Genomic DNA, 17,322 nt, shown 5'->3' with positions numbered 1-17,322 from the left:
CCGTCGTCGCTGGCGTCGTGGCGGGTGTCGTCCTCGGGACGTGTTCCGGCCTCGTCCCCGGCCTCCACGCCAACGCGTTCGCGCTCCTGCTGGCGAGCGTCGCGTCCACCATCCCGGGGCCACCGATAGCAATCGCCGCTGCCATCCTCGCTGCGGCCACGGTTCACACGTTCCTCGACGTGGTTCCCGCGTTGGCACTCGGCGTTCCAGACGCCGCGCTCGCACCCGGTGCGCTACCGGGCCACCGACTCGTCCTCGGCGGGAGAGGCCGCGAAGCGATGCGACTGTCTGCGCTCGGGAGCGGTGCCGCACTCTGTCTCGCCGTTCCACTCGCACTCCCGATTACCGAGGTGATGGTCGGTATCTACCCAGTCGTCCGCGACTCGCTGTGGGTCGTCCTCGGTGCCGTCGTTCTGGCGCTCGTCTGGACCGAACCGACACTGCGTGGGAGACTCGCGGCAGCGGTGACTGTGGTCGCCGCTGCCGGGTTGGGATTCGCCGTTCTCGACAGGCCATTTGCCGGCCCACTTCCGGTTGGCGGCGTGCTGGCCCCGCTCTTGGCCGGTCTGTTCGGGGTCCCAGTCCTCCTCGATGCGCGCGATGGCGCGGGCGTCCCACCACAGGGCGACAGGACGCTCGCCACGACACCGACGGCAGTGGTCCGGAGCGTCCTTGCGGGAACCGGCGGCGGTGCGTTCGTCGGGTACCTCCCCGGTGTCTCCGCTGGGATTGCGGGGACACTCGCACTCGCAGTCCTCCCCGGACGCGACCCCGACGAGTCGGCGCGAGCGTACGTCACAGCGACGAGTGCGGCCACGACGGCGACGACAGTGTTCGCGTTGTTCGCGTTGGTCGGACTGGGGACCCCGAGAACCGGCGCACTCGTCGCGCTCACGGCCGCCGGCCTCCCGTCCGGTCTCTGGGTCGCAGTTCCGGTGACCGTCGTCGCCGGCATGGTCGGCGCGATGTTGGTCCCACTCCTCGGCGACAGGGCGTTGCTGCTCGTCGGTCGGTTCGACCAGCGACGACTGGTGACCGCCGTCTGCGTCTTTCTCGTCGTGCTCTCGTGGGCGTTCGCGGGCGTGGGAGGTGTCGCTGTCCTCGTCGTCGCCGCATTGGTGGGCTCCGTTCCAGTGTCCCTCGGATGCCGTCGCGTCCACCTGATGAGTGTCCTCATGGCACCGGTTGCGCTCGGGTGACCTGTGTCGACGTGGACCACGGATTGCCCACACTGGAACCCGGAAAGACAACGGTTAAAAGTCGCGCGCCGGTTTGTTCAACGTATGAGCGAGTCCGAACAGCGACACGCGCACCAGTGTGTGTCCTGTGGCATCAACATCGCGGGCATGAGCGCCGCGACGTTCAAGTGCCCCGACTGTGGCCAGGAAATTTCGCGTTGTTCCAAGTGCCGCAAGCAGAGCAACCTCTACGAGTGCCCCGACTGCGGGTTCATGGGTCCATAAACATGGGAAAAGTAGCCGCTAAAATCAAGGTCATGCCGAACAGCCCCGAGCTGGACCTCGACGACCTCGAGGACAAGCTCGAAGACTCCCTCCCCGAGGGTGCGAAGATCAAGGGCTTCGAGCGCGACGACGTCGCGTTCGGCCTCGTCGCACTCCTGCCGACGGTCATCGTCCCTGACGACGCTGGCGGCACCGAGGCCGTCGAAGAGGCGTTCACCGGAGTCGACGGCGTCGAGTCCGTCTCCGTCGAGAACGTCGGCCGTATCTAACTGTCCGACCACCCTTTTCCAGAACACCCGTCCCGCTGAGCGGCAGCGCTGGTTGGCGGCTACCCTAGCGGCGTTCCATCACGTAGATGCCGAGGACGACCCCGATTATCAGACCGACCATCACGCCGAGTGTGAGCGAGTTGCCGATGACGCCGGCGATACCGCCGAGGAGGATCCCCGCAGTGAGTCCGATGCCGAACTGTTCTGCACTGTGACTCGACCCCGAGCGGTCGTCCGAATCGACCATCACGTGGTCGATTGGTTCGGCGGGCGTCTGTTGCTGGATGGCCTCTGCGCTCAGTGACACTGATTCTTGGGACATATGTAATGATTCATCGTCACAGTCTATAATCCTTGCTCGGGTTCCCAAAAGTCGGAAACGACCATTTAGTCGCCTCGGACGACTTTCTTCGGAAGGCGAGAGTAAGGAGAAGACGAGCTCAGAACGCCGCAGAGAAGGCCTGCTGGAGGTCGGCTTTCATGTCGTCGATGTGCTCGATGCCGACCGAGACGCGGATGAGGCCGTCGGTGAGCCCCGCTTCGAGGCGCTCTTCGCGCGGGATGGCCGCGTGCGTCATCGCCGCAGGCTGTTCGATGAGACTCTCGACGCCACCGAGACTCTCGGCGAGCGTGAACACCGCTGTCTCTTCGACGACGGTCGACGCCTGTTCGAGCGTGCCGTCGAGTTCGAACGAGAGCATACCGCCGAAGTCGTCCATCTGTTCGGCCGCGAGTTCGTGCTGTGGGTGGGAGTCGAGGCCGGGGTAGTGGACCGTCTCGACGGCCTCGTGGTCGTCTAGCCAGGCCGCGAGTTCGCGGGCGTTGTCGCAGTGGCGGTCCATCCGCACGGGGAGCGTCTTCGTCCCACGGAGGACGAGGAAACAGTCGAACGGCGACGGTGTCGCACCGACAGAGTTCTGGTAGAATCCTATCTCTTCGTCGAGGTCCGCGTCGTCGGTGACGAGTGCGCCGCCGACGATGTCGGAGTGGCCGCCGAGGTACTTCGTCAGCGAGTGCGAGACGATGTCCGCGCCGTGTTCGAGGGGGCGCTGGAGGTACGGCGTCGCGAAGGTGTTGTCGACGGCACAGAGCGCGTCTACGTCGTGTGCGATGTCTGCGAGGGCGTCGATGTCGTTGACGCGCATGAGTGGGTTCGTCGGCGTCTCGACCCACACGAGCGCCGTCTCGTCGCGGACGGCGTCGCGGACGGCATCGTGGTCCGTCGTCTCGACGAAGTCGAACTCGAGGTCGTACTTCTCGTAGACCTGCGTGAAGATGCGGTGGGTACCGCCGTACACGTCGTTGCCGGCGACGACGTGATCGCCCGCTTCGAGGAGGTTGAGCACGGTGTTGATTGCGCCCATCCCAGAGGAGAACGCACGACCGTACGACCCACCTTCGAGCGCTGCGAGGTTCGATTCGAGGTCGGCTCGTGTCGGGTTGCCCGTTCGGGAGTATTCGTACCCGCGGTGGTCGCCAGGTCCGTCCTGCGCGTACGTCGAGTTCGCGTAGATAGGCGTCATGAGCGCGCCCGTCTCCTCGTCGGGTTCTTGGCCGGCGTGGATGGCGCGCGTCTCGATGCGTCGCTCGTCTTCAGACATACGCGAATCCCCGCGCCCGCTCGGGTTAAGTCCGTCCCTCCCGCGCGACCACGCGGGAGACACACACGCGCGGTTCGTAACGTGCAATTTATAATGGCGACGCAAGTACTCGTTCTCACGACTATGCCGAGCTCCAATGGTCCAATGAAGGGGACGCGAGGAAAGCTCTCGAACAAACCGCGCGAGCGCGGTACTTCGCCGCCGCAGCGCTCTATCGCCGAATTCGAAGACGGACAGAAGGTCCACCTCAACCTCGACCCGAGCGTGCGCGAGGGACGCTTCCACCCACGTTTCAACGGTCTCACCGGTGAGGTCGTCGGAAAGCAGGGCCGTGCGTTCAAGGTCCAGATCAACGACGGTGGCAAAGAGAAGTTGGTCATCGTCCGGCCCGCTCACCTGCGCGCCCAGAAGTAAGCGATGACCATCTTCAAAGAGAAGCTCGACGAGGAGTATCTGACCACGTCTGAGGTCAAAGAACTCCTCGCCGAGGTTGAGGCGGAACGCGCTGCCGACGAAGAGCGCGAGATGCGCTACGAACTGGCGCGTGCAATCGAACACGTCAACCGGTTCGCCCACCTCGACCCCGAGGAATCTCGCGAACTCGTCGAGGAGCTCGCCGAACTCGAGAAAGTAGACGGCCCCACCGCAATCAAAATCGCGGACCTCCTGCCGGAGTCCCGCGACGAACTGCGTGCGGTGTTCGCCCAGCAACGGTACGCACTCTCTGGCGACGAACTCGACGAGATTCTCAACGTCGTCGCCAAGTACGTCTGAACGGGCGACCACGCGGCCAACTATTTAAATAGAGCCTCGTCGTATCTACTGACATGACAGCTTCGGAGAGCGGTGACGCCGACGCAACGGCCGAGTACGCCGTCTTGCTCGACGTGCTTCGGCACGGGCGTCAAGACGACGGGCGACGACGGTTCGACGCTGACCCCATCGCTTACGCGCTCGACGAGTCGAACTTCCGTCTCCTCGAGTTGACGCTGGCTGAAGACGCAGACGTGAGCATCGGTGACCGCGTCGTCGTGTCACCGGTTGCAGACCGCGAAATCGTCAAGCAGGTCGAACAGTTGTCCTACGGCGACCTCTCGAACACGGCGGACTCCGAGTTAGAGTACGTCGTCGCAGACATCGTCGACGCCGACGAAGCGCGCTTCGTCGACTTCTACAACGACGCGCAACCCATCACACTTCGCCTGCACCAACTCAACTTGCTCCCTGGCATCGGGAAGAAACTCCGGGACAAGATTCTCGAAGAGCGGAAGCGCTACGGTCCGTTCGAATCGTTCGAAGACCTCCAAGAGCGCGTCTCGGGGCTTCACCACCCGAAGGAAGTCGTCGTCGAACGCATCCTCGAAGAACTCCACGGCGACGACGTGAAGTACAAGACGTTCGTCCGACCTGACCAATAAGCGGAGCGGGACTTTTACCCGCACTCACGCGTTAGGACCGCCAATGACGAGCGACGGCAGCGAACAGGTCCGTGCGTCCGGCGCGCGCGACCCGGACGCACTCATCCGCCGGGCAGGCGTCCGCGGTGACCCAGACCGAGACCAGCACTTCCTCGTCGACGACCGTGTCGTCGACCGAATTCCGACGTACCTCCCCGAGGGGACAGACCTGTCCCACGTCCTCGAAATCGGTGGCGGTCCGGGCGTCCTGACCGACCGACTGCTGGAGGTTGCCGACCGCGTGACCGTCGTCGAACAAGACGAGACGTTCGCTGCGCACCTGCGCCGCGAGTTCACCGAGGAAGTCGAAGACGGCCGTCTCACGGTCGTCGACGGCGACGCACTGGCAGTCGACCTCCCCGAGTTCACGGCGTGCGTCTCGAACCTCCCGTACGGCATCTCCTCGGAGATAGCGTTCCGTCTCCTTCCGCGCGGCAAACCGCTCGTGCTCATGTTCCAAAAGGAGTTCGGCGAGCGAATGGCCGCCGAGTCGGGGACGTCCGAGTACGGTCGACTCTCGGTGAGCGCCCAGCACTACGGCGACGTGCACGTCTGTGAAATCGTCCCGCGCGAAGCGTTCGACCCGCAACCGGCGGTCCAGAGTGCTATCGTCCGTGTAACGCCGCGCGAACCCGATTACGAAGTCGACGACGAGGAGTTCTTCCTCGACTTCGTGAAGGCGTTGTTCACCCAGCGCCGCAAGACGATTCGCAACGGTATCCGAAACACGGCACACATCTCTGGATTGGCCGACCCCGACGCCGTCGTCGAGGCGGCGGACGAAGACGTCCTTCGGAAACGTGCCGGAAACATGGCACCCACCGAGTTCGCCGAACTCGCCCAACTGGCCGCAGACGTCGGCTTGTAAGTCGTGTCACTCCCCGTGTCCGTCTCGAATATGTCCCCTAAACCATCTCTGTCCACGACGTTGCCCATGTCCTCCCCACTCCCTCCTTCAACCGTGTCCACTCACGCACCGACGACGACCACACTCCAGAGTGTCGTCCCGATAGATTTCGCGACGTTGCTGCCGTCGGTCGAACTCCGCCTCGTGGCGAGCGTGCTCACTATCGCCGCCATCGTCGCCGTCTGGGCACTCGGTGCGCGACTGCACGACGTCGACACCGAGGGGTTCTCGTCGGCCCTCTGGCACCTCACGGTCACGCTGTTCCGCCTCGTCGGCGTCGTCTTCGGTGGGGCGTTCCTGTTCTTGATTTGGTCGAGTTCTGGTGACATCGCCACGCTCTCCCAACAGTACGGCCTCGGCACCGACACACTCGTCCAGGTTGGTCTCTCGGCAGCGTTCCTCGCAGGAGCGTACGTAGTGACCACCGTCCTCGGGCGCCTCATCAAGGAGGTTGCGAGCACTCGTCCGGAGATATCCGACCACCAGCGCGAGATTATCTTTCGTCTGGCACAGGTTTCGACCTACCTCGTCGCGTTCGTCGTCATCCTCGGCATCTGGCAGGCGGACCTCGGCGGTATCCTCGTCGGGGCAGGGTTCCTCGGCATCGTCGTCGGGATGGCCGCCAGACAAACGCTCGGAGCCCTCATCGCGGGATTCGTCTTGATGTTCTCTCGCCCCTTCGAAATCGGCGACTGGGTCGAAGTCGGAAACCACGAGGGTATCGTCACCGACATCACGGTCGTGAACACCCGAATCCAGACGTTCGACGGTGAGTACGTCATGATTCCGAACGACGTGGTGAGTTCCGAGAGCCTCGTCAACCGGAGTCGGAAGGGTCGACTCCGCCTCGACATCGAAGTCGGCGTCGACTACGAGGCAGACCTGGACCACGCGGCGTCCGTGGCACAGGAGGCCGTCGAGGAACTCGACGAGACACTCTCTGTGCCGCAACCGCAAATCGTCGCCAAACGGTTCGACGACTCCGCCGTCGTCCTCGGCGTGCGGCCGTGGATAGACCGTCCGAGTGCGCGCCGAAAGTGGAAGGCACAGACTGCGGTCATCGGGGCCGTTCGAGACGCCTTCGAGGAAGAAGATATCACCATCCCGTTCCCACAGCGCGAACTCTCGTCGCGAGACCAGTCGGGGCCGATTCCGCTCACTGAGGAATCACCGCGAGGAATCCCTGAAACCAATGGAAGTTCGAGCACATCGAGCGAGGGCGACCGATGACGGACCTCGCAGAACGACGAGGGATGAACACCACGGTCTACCAACCGGCCGAAGATTCGGGACTCCTCGCACAGGCGGCTATCGGACGTGTCTCGGGGCGCGTCCTCGAAGTCGGCACGGGGTCCGGATGGGTTGCCTCCCAACTCGTCCAGAAGACGGACGCCGACGTGGTCGCGAGCGACCTGAACCCGCACGCGTGCGCGCAGGCGGCCGAGCGTTCGGCGAACCTTCGCGAAGACGGTCACCGCGGGTTCGACGTCGTTCGCGGGAACCTCGTCGACCCCTTCTGCGACGACTCGTTCGACGCCGTCGCGTTCAACCCACCGTACCTCCCCGAGGACCTCGAAGCGGCACGCGACGACTGGATGGAAGTCGCACTCACCGGCGGAGAAGACGGCCGAGAAATCATCGACCCCTTCCTCGACACGGTCGGTCGGGTCCTCAAACCAGACGGTGAGGTACTCCTCCTCGTGAGCAGTCTCACTGGGTACGACGAGGTACTCGCTCGGGCCGAGGCGAACGGATTCGGCCACGACGTCGTCGTCCAGGAGTCGTACCCCTACGAGACGCTCTCGGTTCTCGCCCTAAAATAACTGTGGCGCATTTGTCCATACAGGAAATATTATACGCCGTCATTTCTTAGCGGCGAGTGATGACTGAACTCGTCTCGACGACACCGGGGCTGTATCCCCTCCCGGATTGGGCGAAACAAGACCTCTCCGACCTCAAAGGCCACCAGAAGCACGACCTCATCTCCGGCGACGAGGGCCCGGACATCGTGAGCGCCTACGACCGCGCCCGCGAGGAAGTCGTCTCCGAGCAGGTCGACGCTGGCCTCGACCACATCGTCGAAGGGCAACTCCGCTGGGACGACATGCTCGCGCACCCGCTGACGGTGCACGAGAACGTCGAGACCGGCGGCATCGTCCGCTACTACGACAACAACAACTTCTACCGCGACCCGCAGGTCCGCGGCGAATTGACGTTCTCCGGCGACGTGGCCGCCGAACTCGACAAGACGACTGACCTCCTCGGCGACGAATCGCTGCAGGCCGTCCTCCCCGGCCCGTACTCCCTCGCCGACCTCGCCACCGACGAGCACTACGGCGACGAAGCGGACTTCCTCGACGCCATCGGCGAGTTCCTCGCCGGTGAAGTCGACGCCTTCCCGGAACACGAGACGCTGTTCCTCCTCGAACCTTCCCTCGTCGAGTCGCCGCCAGGCGACGACATCGACGCGCAGGTCCCCGAAGCCATCTCCGCCGTGGCCGACGCGACGGACGCGAACGTGGTCGTTCACACCTACTGGGGGTCGCTCGAAGAGAAAGTCTACGCCCACCTGATGGACGCCGACGTGGACGCAATCGGCTTCGACTTCGTCGCCGGTGACCGCGACCAGACGTTCTACAACATCAACGAGTACGGCACGAAAGACAGCATCGCACTCGGTCTCGTCGACGGCCAGAACACGCTGGTCGAAGACCCCGAGACGGTCCGCGAACGCGTCGAGTGGACGCTCGACCGCGTACAGAACAAGACGTTCGACACCGCGTACGTGACCTCTAACACCGAACTGTTCTACCTGCCGGAGAACCGCGCCACGGAGAAACTCAGCGCCCTCGCTGCTGCTACCGAAGAGGAACTGGAGGTGGAAGCATGAGCCGAGGTGTCGAGAACCGCGAGCAGTTCCGTCCCGAGAACCACGAGAACGAGCACTTCCTGCTCACCACCGTCGTCGGGTCGTACCCGAAGCCCAAGTGGCTCAACCGCGCGAACGACCTCGCAGAGGACCCCGACTCCAAGTTCACCCAGGAACACCTCCACGAGGCCCACGACGACGCCTGTCGCGTCATCACGAACGAACACGAGCGTTCCGGCCTCGACACCGTCGTCGACGGCGAGATGCGCCGCGAGGAGATGGTCGAGTACTTCGCCCACCGCATCCCCGGCTACGAGTTCAACGGCCCAGTGAAGGTCTGGGGCCACAACTACTTCGACAAGCCCTCTGTCGTCGGCGAAGTCGAGTACGACGAACCGTGGCTTGTCGACGAGTTCGAGTTCACCCGTGACGTGGCCTCCAAGCCGGTCAAGGTGCCCATCACCGGCCCGTACACCCTCGCCAGTTGGTCGTTCAACGAGCACTACGACTCCGAAGCAGAACTCGCGTACGCGCTGGCCGACCTCGTCAACGAGGAAATCGAGCAACTCGTCGAGGCGGGCGCGACGTACATCCAAATCGACGAACCCGCGCTGGCGACGACGCCAGACGACCACGCCATCGTCGGTGAGTGTCTCGAACGCATCGTCTCGGGTGTTCCGGACGACGTTCGCATCGGCCTGCACGTCTGTTACGGCGACTACTCGCGCATCTACCCCGAACTCAACGACTACCCAATCGACGAGTTCGACGTGGAACTCTGCAACGGAGGCTACGAGCAGATAGACGTGTTCACCGACCCCGAGTTCGAACCTGACCTCGCCCTCGGCGTCGTGGACGTCCACGACGCAGAAGTCGAGTCGGTCGAAGAGATCAAAGAGAACATCAAACAGGGTCTGAAGGTCGTCCCGCCGGAGAAACTCACAATCTCTCCCGACTGCGGCGTGAAACTCCTGCCCCGCGAGGTGGCCTACCAGAAGATGGAGAACATGGTCACGGCCGCCCGTGAGGTCGAAGCAGAACTCGACGCTGGCGAAATCGACCTCGACGCCCCGGTCCAGTCGGCCGACTGACCCGTCTGGCCGCGCCTCGACGGCACACTCTGGGCGCTCGGTTCTCTCTCTTCTCGTTCCTGAAGGCGTTCCGTTCGTGTCTCTTCGTCCTACTGTTCAACGGGATGAGATTGTCGTCTATATAGAAATCTGCTCGATTTTATGCCGAAACACGTCGTCTCTCTACTGGGGTGGGAGACAGTGACAAACACACCAGCAGCGGGTGAATCGAGCGACGAGCAACAGTGGTTCCCGGTGGCACGGCGGAGTGTCCTGCGTGCCGCAGGGGCCTCGGCAGTCCTCCTCGGAATGGGGGCAGGGACGACTGTCGCACAGAGTGACGAAGACGGACAAGAGGGGACGCCACAGGACGACGGAGACAGTGACGACGACTCTCAGATGGACGGACTAGACCCGATATTCGGGCTCGCATCCGCAGGACCGAACCCCTGTATGGGGGACGCGAGTGAGGACTGCTTCGAGTCGTTCGACGTGCAACCGGCCCACGAAGTCGAGATGCACATCGACCTCCCGGAAGAATTGTTCCCGTTCACCGCACCGGGCGTCCTCGACGACGAGACTATCGAGAGCATCAACGCCGCCGTCACAGACGGGATGGTCGACACAGACGAACTAGACGACCCTGAGTTGGAGGTCACGGCGCAGACGCCGGCGGGCGAAGAAGTGACGCTGACCGTCGAAGAGATTGCAACGGCCCTCGCCGAGACGACGGCGTTCCACTTCCAACCGGCGGGGCTGGCAGTCGAACCCGGGGACGTGGTCCTCTTCAGTGCCGAGACGCCTGACCACGCCTTCGCGGCGTACCACCCACGCCACGGGAGACAGAACCTCGTCCCGGACGGAGTGGGGCCGATTTCGTCGCCGCTCGTGCCCGTCGGCGGATACTGGCTCTATCAGTTCGAGACGGAGGGCGTGTACGACGCTTACTGTCCGCCGCACGAACCGTTCGGTATGGTGATGCGCGTCGTCGTGGGTGACGGAACTGAGTCCACAGACGACGGTGACGACGAGATGGACGAGGAGTCCACGACGACTGCAGACGGCGGTGAGGAGACGAACGCCACGACGACGGCGTCTAGCGACGAGACCACGACACCCACAGAGAGTGGGGACGAAACGGATGGTCAGATGGACGGAGAGGCCATGGAAGACACCGGTCGGCCACCGACCGAGGAGAACAACCTGGCGTCCATCCTCGGTGGTCTCGACCCGAACGTCCCGAGTGCAGCAGCAGCATTGGACTCTGCAGCACTCGACCCGCAGACCATCGTCGACGAAGGGTCCGTCTCGTGGGACGACGTGGTCAGCGACCACCGCGGTGGTGGAGACGACGAAGACGACGAAGACGAGAGCGCCTGAGCGAACACACCGCTCTATTTTTCCAAGAGTCAGTCGCGAACTGAACTGGACTACCCTGTGCTGTCCTGTACTACGCTCGCTCAGTTTCGAACGCCTGCTCAGTGTGGCCCGTAGACGTTCGGTACGTATCGACGCGCCACGTACCGTCCGCCCCCCGGACGAGTGGGAGTTCGGTCCCCACTGCGTCCGATATCTCGTCGGGGAAGACGCCACACGCCGCGGCGACTCGTTCGAGTCGCGAATCACCGGTCAGTTGGTTCGGAAACGGTACCCAGAGGCGTGCTCTCCTGTCGTCGGGCGTCGCGAGTGCGAGGTCGAATCTGACGCCATCGTTCAGCGAGAGGCGTGAGAACCCGTGTTTCCCCCGTCGTCGTTCCGGTACGACGGCAGTGACGACGCCGGAATCGACGTGGTCGAGGGCGCGCAACCCTGCGACCTTGAGTTCGACGTCACGGATGTCGGTCGGACCGAGGACGACCGGTCGAGCGAGCGCCAAGGCGTTCGTCGCGAGTCGTGCAGTCACCCACGCGGCGACTGCCGTCGCCCCGAGCATCGCAACCGCGCCCACGAAGAACATCACCAAGAGCGTGATGAGGACGAGTTCCAGTTCCACCATGTCCTCTCTTTGGCCGGCGACGAGCAAAGCGATTATTTGCGCCAGACCTGACGGTCACGACCTGTAGAGGGTGTCGTCGCCGCACCCAACCGAAGAGGGGCCGATGATATCACGACCCACACCGAGTCGAGGACAGAACCCTCGTCTCGGTGAAGAGCGCGGACGAGCGGCGACCACCGAAGATGGCCGTCGCTCTGTCGGGAGAAAACGTGGAAAATCGAGACGAGAACTTACTCGTAGAGCCAGGTCTCGTCGATGCGCTCGTAGTCGACCAGTTCGTCTTCGTCGAAGAACAGGTCGATTTCGCGCTCGTTTGCGCCCTCGTCCTCGTTGTCGGAGCCGTGGATGACGTTCCGACCGAGGTCGAGACCGTAGTCGCCGCGGATGGTACCGGGGGCGGACTCGGCGGGGTCGGTCTCGCCCATCATACGGCGGACCTGACGCGTCGCGTCCTGTCCTTCCCAGACCATCGCGAAGACGGGACCGGACGTGATGAAGTCGACGAGGCCCTCGAAGAACGGCTTGCCTTCGTGCTCGCCGTAGTGTTCGTGGGCGAGTTCCTCGCTAATCTGCATGAACTTGCCGCCGACCATCTTCAGACCACGCTCTTCGAAGCGGGAGACGATGTCGCCGATGAGGCCACGCTGGACGCCGTCCGGCTTGACCATCACGAAGGTACGCTCGGCGTCGGACATCAGTTGTCCTCCTCCGCACGACCACGTGCGCGTCGGCCGGCTTCCGTCCACTCGAGGTCACGGGCCTCGCGACCGAGGAAGTAGTTCTTCTCGGCCTTCGAGTTCTTGAAGTGGAGGATGGTTCCGTCGACCTTGACGTACATCGTACCCGTTCCGGGTTCGATCTCTTCACCGCTGTAGTCGCAGGTTCGTTTCTCGACCATCGTTATTGCCCTCCAATGGAGTCGGCGTCACGCTGGGTCTCGCGGAGCTGAAGGATGTCGCCCTCGCGGACAGGACCCAGCACGTTTCGCGTGATGATACGGCCCTTGTTGGAGCCCTCACGGATGCGGCATTTGACCTGCATGGCCTCGCCGTGCATCCCAGTCTTTCCAACGACTTCGATGACTTCCGCAGGCGTCGAGTCGCTGGCTTGTTCGTCCGCGCTCATGGTCGGTTATCGAAGGTCCTCGACCTTAGTCGCGATGTCTTCGACATCGTCGGACGCTTCGCCAGCGTCGACGATGGCGGCAGCGGCGCTGCCGACTTCGAGACCAGCGGCGTGGCCGATGTCGTCTTGGGTCTCGACGAAGATGAACGGGATGCCCTTCTCGTCTGCGAGTTCGGGGAGGTGCATGACGATCTCCTCGGGGGAGACGTCCTCCGCGATGAGGACGAGCTGGGCGTTGCCGCGCTCGATGGACTTGGTCGTTTCGTTGGTTCCTTTCTTCACGATGCCGGTATCTCGGGCGACCTCGAGCGCCTCGACGGCGCTGTCAGCGAGGTCGGCCGGTACGTCGAAATCTACGTAGACTGCCATTGTTGTTCACCTAAATCCTGCTCGCGGGCTCGACTCCCTCGCCGGCGTCACCAGTCGGTCGGAATCGACCGGTGGGCACAATCCCTACGGCGAGGAGGTTCATCAACCCCGGACAGGCTGTAACCATTCCTTGCTTCGGACCCCATAAAAGCGCTTTCAAAATCTCGACGGCGTGGTACGCGTCCGCACGCCCCAGGAATCGGCGTTCTCGGCCGCGAGAAATTCGGTGAAGAATGATGCAAATTTCCCCGAAAAATCAGACCAGGCCCCCACGAGTCGCGTCACTCCCGGGGCGACCCGACCGAAGGAAGTGAATACGCTCGCTGGGAAACGAGGGGTATGACCAGTTCCGGGGAGGACACTCCGTCCGGCGACGACGCCGAAACGCTGGACGTGGAGTCACTCGCGGCCACTCGCCGCGACGAGGCGATGGACAGCGACCAGCGCCGACTCCTCGTCTTCGCCGGTGACAGAGACGCCGGTATCGACGCCGCGTTCGACGTCGTTCGCGGAGCGGACGTTCCGGACGACGAAGTGACGTTCGTCACGACCCGCGAAGGGTTCCGATTCGACCGCGTCGAACCGCGACAGGCGTCACGCCTCCTCGGGACCACGCGCACTATCGTCGTCCTCGACGCCCACGAGGACTTCTCGGCCAACACGCTCGGACGCGTCGCCGGCGCTGTCGACGGCGGCGGCCTCCTCGTCCTCCTCACGCCGCCCCCCGACGAGTGGGTCGCGCGCCGTGACTCGTTCGACGAGCGTCTCGCCGTCCCACCGTTTACCACCGCAGACGTGAGCGACCGCTTCCGTGGCCGACTCGTCTCGACGCTCCGCGACCACCCCGGCATCGCACTCGTGGACCTCGACACCGGCACCGTCGAACGAGACGGCGCGTACAGACAAGGAATCACGTTCGACACGTCGCTTCCGACCGTCCCGAGAGAGCGGCGATTCCCACGCCGTGGCTACGAAGACTGTCTCACCGCCGACCAAGCCGATGCACTCGAAGCGCTCGAAGCACTCGCCGAACCCGGAAACGCCGTCGTCGTCGAAGCGGACCGCGGGCGCGGAAAGTCCAGTGCGGCGGGCCTCGCCGCCGGGAGTCTCGCCGCCGAGGGACGCGACGTGGTCGTCACCGCTCCCGGCCGACGCAACGCCGCCGAAGTGTTCGTCCGCACCGAGCGACTCCTCAGAGAACTCGACCTGTACGACACCGGGAGTGCCGACGAGTTCGACCTCTCGTCGTCGCGTGGGGGTCGCGTCCGATACGTTCCACCCACCGAGGCGGGGGCTGCAGCAGCAGATGCCGACGCCCTCGTCGTCGACGAGGCTGCCGCGCTCCCGGTTCGACTCCTCACGTCGTTCCTCGACGCGCCCTCGGTCGCGTTCTGTACCACTGTCCGCGGGTACGAAGGCGCCGGACGCGGATTCGCCGTCAGGTTCCGGGACCGACTCGACGACTCCGACCACGAGGTCACCGACGTGCGACTCGACGACCCGATTCGGTACGCCGCCGGCGACCCAGTAGAGTCGTGGACGTTCAGGGCGCTCTTGCTCGATGCTCGTCCTCCAGTCGCCCAGTTGATCACCGAGGCGACCCCACACAACGTGGAGTACAGGACGCTCACGCCGGACGAACTCCTCGCCGACGAACACCTCATGCGAGAGGCGTTCGGTCTGCTCGTCCTCGCTCACTACCGGACCGAACCAGACGACTTGGCCCGCCTCCTCGACGCGCCAAACCTAACGCTCCGGGCGCTGACTTACGAGGACCGCATCGTCTCTGTCGCCTTGCTCGCCCGCGAGGGTAACCTCGACGCCGAAACGCGCCGCCACATGTACGACGGCGGTCGAATTCGCGGGAACATGCTGCCCGACGTGTTCACGAGTCAACTCCGTGACGAGGACGCCGGCGTCCCGGTCGGCTATCGCGTGATGCGCATCGCGACACACCACGTCGTCCGGTCGTCTGGACTCGGGTCGCACCTACTTTCGGCGATTCGTGACGAGTTCGACGGCGACGTGGACTACCTCGGCGTCGGGTTCGGTGCGACGCCCGAACTCCTCTCGTTCTGGCGCGAGAACGACTACGGGACTGTCCACCTCTCGACCACCCGGAACGACACGAGCGGCGAATACTCCGCACTGATGTTGCTCCCACTCTCGCCAGCGGGGCACACCCTCCACGACAGACACGCCGCGTGGTTCGTCCAGCGCATCGGCGACGTACTCGGCGACGCACTCTCCGATTTGGACCCGGACGTCGCGCGCGCAGCACTCGCCTCTGTCGGGCACTCTTCGGAAGGAGGACCCGGCGACGCGGACGACGAACCACTGCTCTCTGACTACGAGTGGCGCGTCGTGGTTGGGGCATCCTACGGCCCCGGTCTGTACACGACGGCACCGGGTGCGTTCCGTCGCCTCGCGCTCGCGCACCTGACCTCCCCTGAGCGTGTCTCGCTCTCCGACCGGGAGGAGCGTCTACTCGTCCGGAAGGTGTTGCAGACCCATCCGTGGTCCGCCGTCGCCGACGAACTCGACTTTCACTCGACTGCGCAGTGTATGCGCGCTCTCGGGGACGCCTACGAACCACTGGTCGACGAGTACGGCGGCGAGGTGGCGCACGACGAACGCGAACGGTATCAGTAGGTCACAGCGGGCGAGACTCCCCGGCGGTACACCGATAGTCGTCGGCGACGATGGTCGACTATGGCCGAGTGTAGCCAAGACGGGTGTGAGAACGTCGCCGCGGTCAGACTCTACATCCCGTGGGACGCAGACAGAGACGTCTGTACGGCACACGGACGGGCGCTCGTACAACAGGACGGCGTCGTCGCTGAACCACTCGATGGCGCAGAAAAGGACTGGTCGTAAGGCAGCGGTTCACCGGAGCGAGACGGCCATCATCACTTCGTCGACGTACTCGCCGTCTATCTTGTAGTGGTCCTCGCGGACCGCTTCTGTCTCCCACCCGTGGCCTTCGAGGAACTCGATTGCCGTCTCGTTGGTCGCGGGGACGCTGTTGTACAGTTTCTCGAATCCGTGGTCGCGTGCCCACTCGACGCCCTGTTCGAGGAGGCGACTCCCGATGCCGTGGCCGCGGTACTCGGGTCGGGTGCCGACGGTGAGGACGGCCGTGTGACTCAGTTTCTCTGCTTCGGGCAGGTCGAGGTGGACCCATCCCGCGAGTTCCTCTTCGACGGTGCCGACGAACACCATCCGGGAACTGACCTCGTTGTGTCGGAGGACGACTTCTTCGTGGTCGAGGACGTCGGCGACTGTCTCGGCTTCGATGTAGCGCCCTTCGTCGGCGACTTCGTGGATGGCCTCGACGAGGCTCTCTAAGTCGACGTTCTGTGCCATCCGAATCGTCACCTCCAGGTCGCCGAGTTCGACTGTCTGTTCTTTCTCTGGCGCGTACGCCACCTCGACGTGCTTTCCGACCTTTCGGATGTAGCCGTCTCGTCGCAGAATCGTCAGGTGCGCACCGAGGGCCGCCGGGTCGAAGTTGAGCGCGCGCCGTACCTCGTCTTCTCTGACGGTGCCGTGACGTTCGATGTATTCGTAGATGTCCTTGCGGTCCTTGTGACCGAAGTTAAGACTGTCAGTGACTTCCATGGTACACAATCACAGGCATGGTTAATAATTGTTGTTCGTGATGAATTGAGAGAAGTTCTGGTTCGGTTCGCCGACGCCGGAATCCGGTGTTCAGCGAAAATCGAGCGACTCCGCGGAGGTGGAGCGAGAGCCTCAGTACCGTGCGGGCACGCAGGTCAAGAGTTGGGCCGTGTCGCGGACGTTGTGCGTCCTGAGAAGCACCTCCGCCGCCTCACGAATGGTGAAGTCGGCGTCGAGTTCGACGCCGTAACACCGGGCGTACAGCGTCAACCAGTCGTTGAGCGCGCGGTGGAGGAGTCGGAACTCCTCGCGGGTGAACTCGACCATGCGCCCGCCAGTTCGCGCTTCGATGTAGAGCGAGACTGCGGGTCCGACGCCGTCGCGGGCGCACGCCAGCGCTCGCTCGTCTGCCGCGGATTCGTCCGGAGGGTCGAATCGCTCTCGGGCCTGCCGGGCCTCGGCGGCGAGACTCCGAACCCGTTCGCCGAACCGGACGTGTTCTGGGTCGCGTTCACGGCCCTCTGGTCGACGCTCGTCGCCGTCTCGCGCCGACTGTACTGTGTCCCCAGTCACGA

At 63.9% G+C, this 17,322-nt stretch carries 23 protein-coding genes; 14 read left to right on the top strand and 9 right to left on the bottom strand.

Going from position 1 to position 17,322, the window contains the following annotated elements; genetic code table 11:
* Nucleotides 1–17: 17 nt before the first annotated feature.
* From AUR66_RS09020 to AUR66_RS09010, 3 genes are all read left to right on the top strand, one after another.
* Entirely contained in the window at nt 18–1,199 is a 1,182-nt protein-coding gene (locus AUR66_RS09020) for a tripartite tricarboxylate transporter permease (protein WP_231727815.1), read from the top strand.
* An 84-nt stretch (nt 1,200–1,283) separates the two neighbouring features.
* On the top strand, nt 1,284–1,463 hold the full coding sequence (locus AUR66_RS09015) for an HVO_2753 family zinc finger protein (protein WP_004042997.1): 180 nt from the start codon (nt 1,284–1,286) through the stop codon (nt 1,461–1,463).
* 2 nt (nt 1,464–1,465) lie between these two features.
* Entirely contained in the window at nt 1,466–1,732 is a 267-nt protein-coding gene (locus AUR66_RS09010; protein ID WP_058572111.1) for an elongation factor 1-beta, read from the top strand.
* 64 nt (nt 1,733–1,796) lie between these two features.
* Here the strand turns inward: AUR66_RS09010 and AUR66_RS09005 are convergent, their stop codons facing one another.
* Entirely contained in the window at nt 1,797–2,054 is a 258-nt protein-coding gene (locus AUR66_RS09005; protein WP_058572110.1) for a hypothetical protein, read from the bottom strand.
* Between the two features lie 118 nt (nt 2,055–2,172).
* Complete coding sequence (locus AUR66_RS09000; RefSeq protein ID WP_058572109.1) at nt 2,173–3,333, bottom strand: cystathionine gamma-synthase; 1,161 nt, start codon at nt 3,331–3,333, stop codon at nt 2,173–2,175.
* Nucleotides 3,334–3,456: 123 nt separating this feature from the next.
* On the opposite strand from AUR66_RS09000, the gene AUR66_RS08995 reads away from it, so the two are divergent.
* The 9 genes from AUR66_RS08995 to AUR66_RS08955 all read left to right on the top strand — a co-directional run bounded on the left by AUR66_RS08995 (nt 3,457) and on the right by AUR66_RS08955 (nt 11,016).
* The gene (locus tag AUR66_RS08995) at nt 3,457–3,747 is read left to right on the top strand and encodes a 50S ribosomal protein L21e (RefSeq protein ID WP_058572115.1); all 291 of its coding nucleotides are present in this window, start codon (nt 3,457–3,459) and stop codon (nt 3,745–3,747) included.
* Between the two features lie 3 nt (nt 3,748–3,750).
* Complete coding sequence (locus tag AUR66_RS08990) at nt 3,751–4,107, top strand: RNA polymerase Rpb4 family protein (protein WP_058572108.1); 357 nt, start codon at nt 3,751–3,753, stop codon at nt 4,105–4,107.
* 53 nt (nt 4,108–4,160) lie between these two features.
* Nucleotides 4,161–4,751 (top strand): DUF655 domain-containing protein, encoded by a 591-nt coding sequence (locus AUR66_RS08985; RefSeq protein ID WP_058572107.1) that lies wholly within the window; start codon nt 4,161–4,163, stop codon nt 4,749–4,751.
* A gap of 43 nt (nt 4,752–4,794) precedes the next feature.
* Nucleotides 4,795–5,658: a 16S ribosomal RNA methyltransferase A gene (locus tag AUR66_RS08980; protein WP_058572106.1), complete on the top strand. Its 864-nt coding sequence runs from the start codon at nt 4,795–4,797 to the stop codon at nt 5,656–5,658.
* 66 nt (nt 5,659–5,724) lie between these two features.
* Nucleotides 5,725–6,927 (top strand): mechanosensitive ion channel family protein, encoded by a 1,203-nt coding sequence (locus AUR66_RS08975; RefSeq protein WP_058572105.1) that lies wholly within the window; start codon nt 5,725–5,727, stop codon nt 6,925–6,927.
* On the top strand, nt 6,924–7,520 hold the full coding sequence (locus AUR66_RS08970; protein ID WP_058572104.1) for a HemK2/MTQ2 family protein methyltransferase: 597 nt from the start codon (nt 6,924–6,926) through the stop codon (nt 7,518–7,520). The genes AUR66_RS08975 and AUR66_RS08970 overlap by 4 nt, the downstream gene beginning before the upstream one ends.
* 59 nt (nt 7,521–7,579) lie before the next feature.
* Entirely contained in the window at nt 7,580–8,587 is a 1,008-nt protein-coding gene (locus AUR66_RS08965; RefSeq protein WP_058572103.1) for a 5-methyltetrahydropteroyltriglutamate--homocysteine methyltransferase, read from the top strand.
* Nucleotides 8,584–9,657 carry a methionine synthase gene (locus AUR66_RS08960; RefSeq protein ID WP_058572102.1) on the top strand — a complete coding sequence of 358 codons (1,074 nt, stop codon included), beginning with the start codon at nt 8,584–8,586 and terminating at the stop codon, nt 9,655–9,657. Before AUR66_RS08965 ends, AUR66_RS08960 begins: the two co-directional genes overlap by 4 nt.
* Before the next feature lie 180 nt (nt 9,658–9,837).
* Complete coding sequence (locus AUR66_RS08955) at nt 9,838–11,016, top strand: plastocyanin/azurin family copper-binding protein (RefSeq protein ID WP_157533043.1); 1,179 nt, start codon at nt 9,838–9,840, stop codon at nt 11,014–11,016.
* Nucleotides 11,017–11,086: 70 nt separating this feature from the next.
* Here AUR66_RS08955 and AUR66_RS08950 read toward each other — a convergent pair whose 3' ends face one another.
* The 5 genes from AUR66_RS08950 to rpl7ae form a co-directional block, all read right to left on the bottom strand.
* Nucleotides 11,087–11,632 (bottom strand): hypothetical protein, encoded by a 546-nt coding sequence (locus tag AUR66_RS08950; RefSeq protein WP_058572100.1) that lies wholly within the window; start codon nt 11,630–11,632, stop codon nt 11,087–11,089.
* 230 nt (nt 11,633–11,862) lie between these two features.
* Nucleotides 11,863–12,327, bottom strand: coding sequence for a nucleoside-diphosphate kinase (gene ndk / locus AUR66_RS08945; protein WP_058572099.1), 465 nt, complete (start codon nt 12,325–12,327; stop codon nt 11,863–11,865).
* The gene (locus tag AUR66_RS08940; RefSeq protein WP_058572098.1) at nt 12,327–12,530 is read right to left on the bottom strand and encodes a 50S ribosomal protein L24e; all 204 of its coding nucleotides are present in this window, start codon (nt 12,528–12,530) and stop codon (nt 12,327–12,329) included. The genes ndk and AUR66_RS08940 overlap by 1 nt, the downstream gene beginning before the upstream one ends.
* A 2-nt stretch (nt 12,531–12,532) precedes the next feature.
* Nucleotides 12,533–12,757, bottom strand: a complete 225-nt coding sequence (locus AUR66_RS08935; RefSeq protein ID WP_004060228.1) for a 30S ribosomal protein S28e — start codon at nt 12,755–12,757, stop codon at nt 12,533–12,535.
* Between the two features lie 6 nt (nt 12,758–12,763).
* Complete coding sequence (rpl7ae, locus tag AUR66_RS08930) at nt 12,764–13,126, bottom strand: 50S ribosomal protein L7Ae (RefSeq protein WP_058572097.1); 363 nt, start codon at nt 13,124–13,126, stop codon at nt 12,764–12,766.
* Nucleotides 13,127–13,465: 339 nt separating this feature from the next.
* Here rpl7ae and tmcA point away from each other — a divergent pair, with 339 nt between their 5' ends.
* Nucleotides 13,466–15,778 carry a tRNA(Met) cytidine acetyltransferase TmcA gene (gene tmcA, locus AUR66_RS08925; protein ID WP_058572096.1) on the top strand — a complete coding sequence of 771 codons (2,313 nt, stop codon included), beginning with the start codon at nt 13,466–13,468 and terminating at the stop codon, nt 15,776–15,778.
* A 60-nt stretch (nt 15,779–15,838) separates the two neighbouring features.
* Nucleotides 15,839–16,003, top strand: a complete 165-nt coding sequence (locus tag AUR66_RS21870) for a hypothetical protein (protein ID WP_197409716.1) — start codon at nt 15,839–15,841, stop codon at nt 16,001–16,003.
* Nucleotides 16,004–16,012: 9 nt separating this feature from the next.
* Here AUR66_RS21870 and AUR66_RS08920 read toward each other — a convergent pair whose 3' ends face one another.
* Nucleotides 16,013–16,747 carry a GNAT family N-acetyltransferase gene (locus AUR66_RS08920; protein ID WP_058572095.1) on the bottom strand — a complete coding sequence of 245 codons (735 nt, stop codon included), beginning with the start codon at nt 16,745–16,747 and terminating at the stop codon, nt 16,013–16,015.
* A 132-nt stretch (nt 16,748–16,879) separates the two neighbouring features.
* Nucleotides 16,880–17,320, bottom strand: a complete 441-nt coding sequence (locus tag AUR66_RS08915; RefSeq protein WP_058572094.1) for a hypothetical protein — start codon at nt 17,318–17,320, stop codon at nt 16,880–16,882.
* Nucleotides 17,321–17,322 lie beyond the last annotated feature (2 nt).

Source organism: Haloferax profundi (assembly GCF_001469865.1).
In the GTDB taxonomy this organism is placed as follows: Archaea; Halobacteriota; Halobacteria; order Halobacteriales; family Haloferacaceae; genus Haloferax; species Haloferax profundi.
This window is presented reverse-complemented; position numbering and strand designations above follow the sequence as displayed.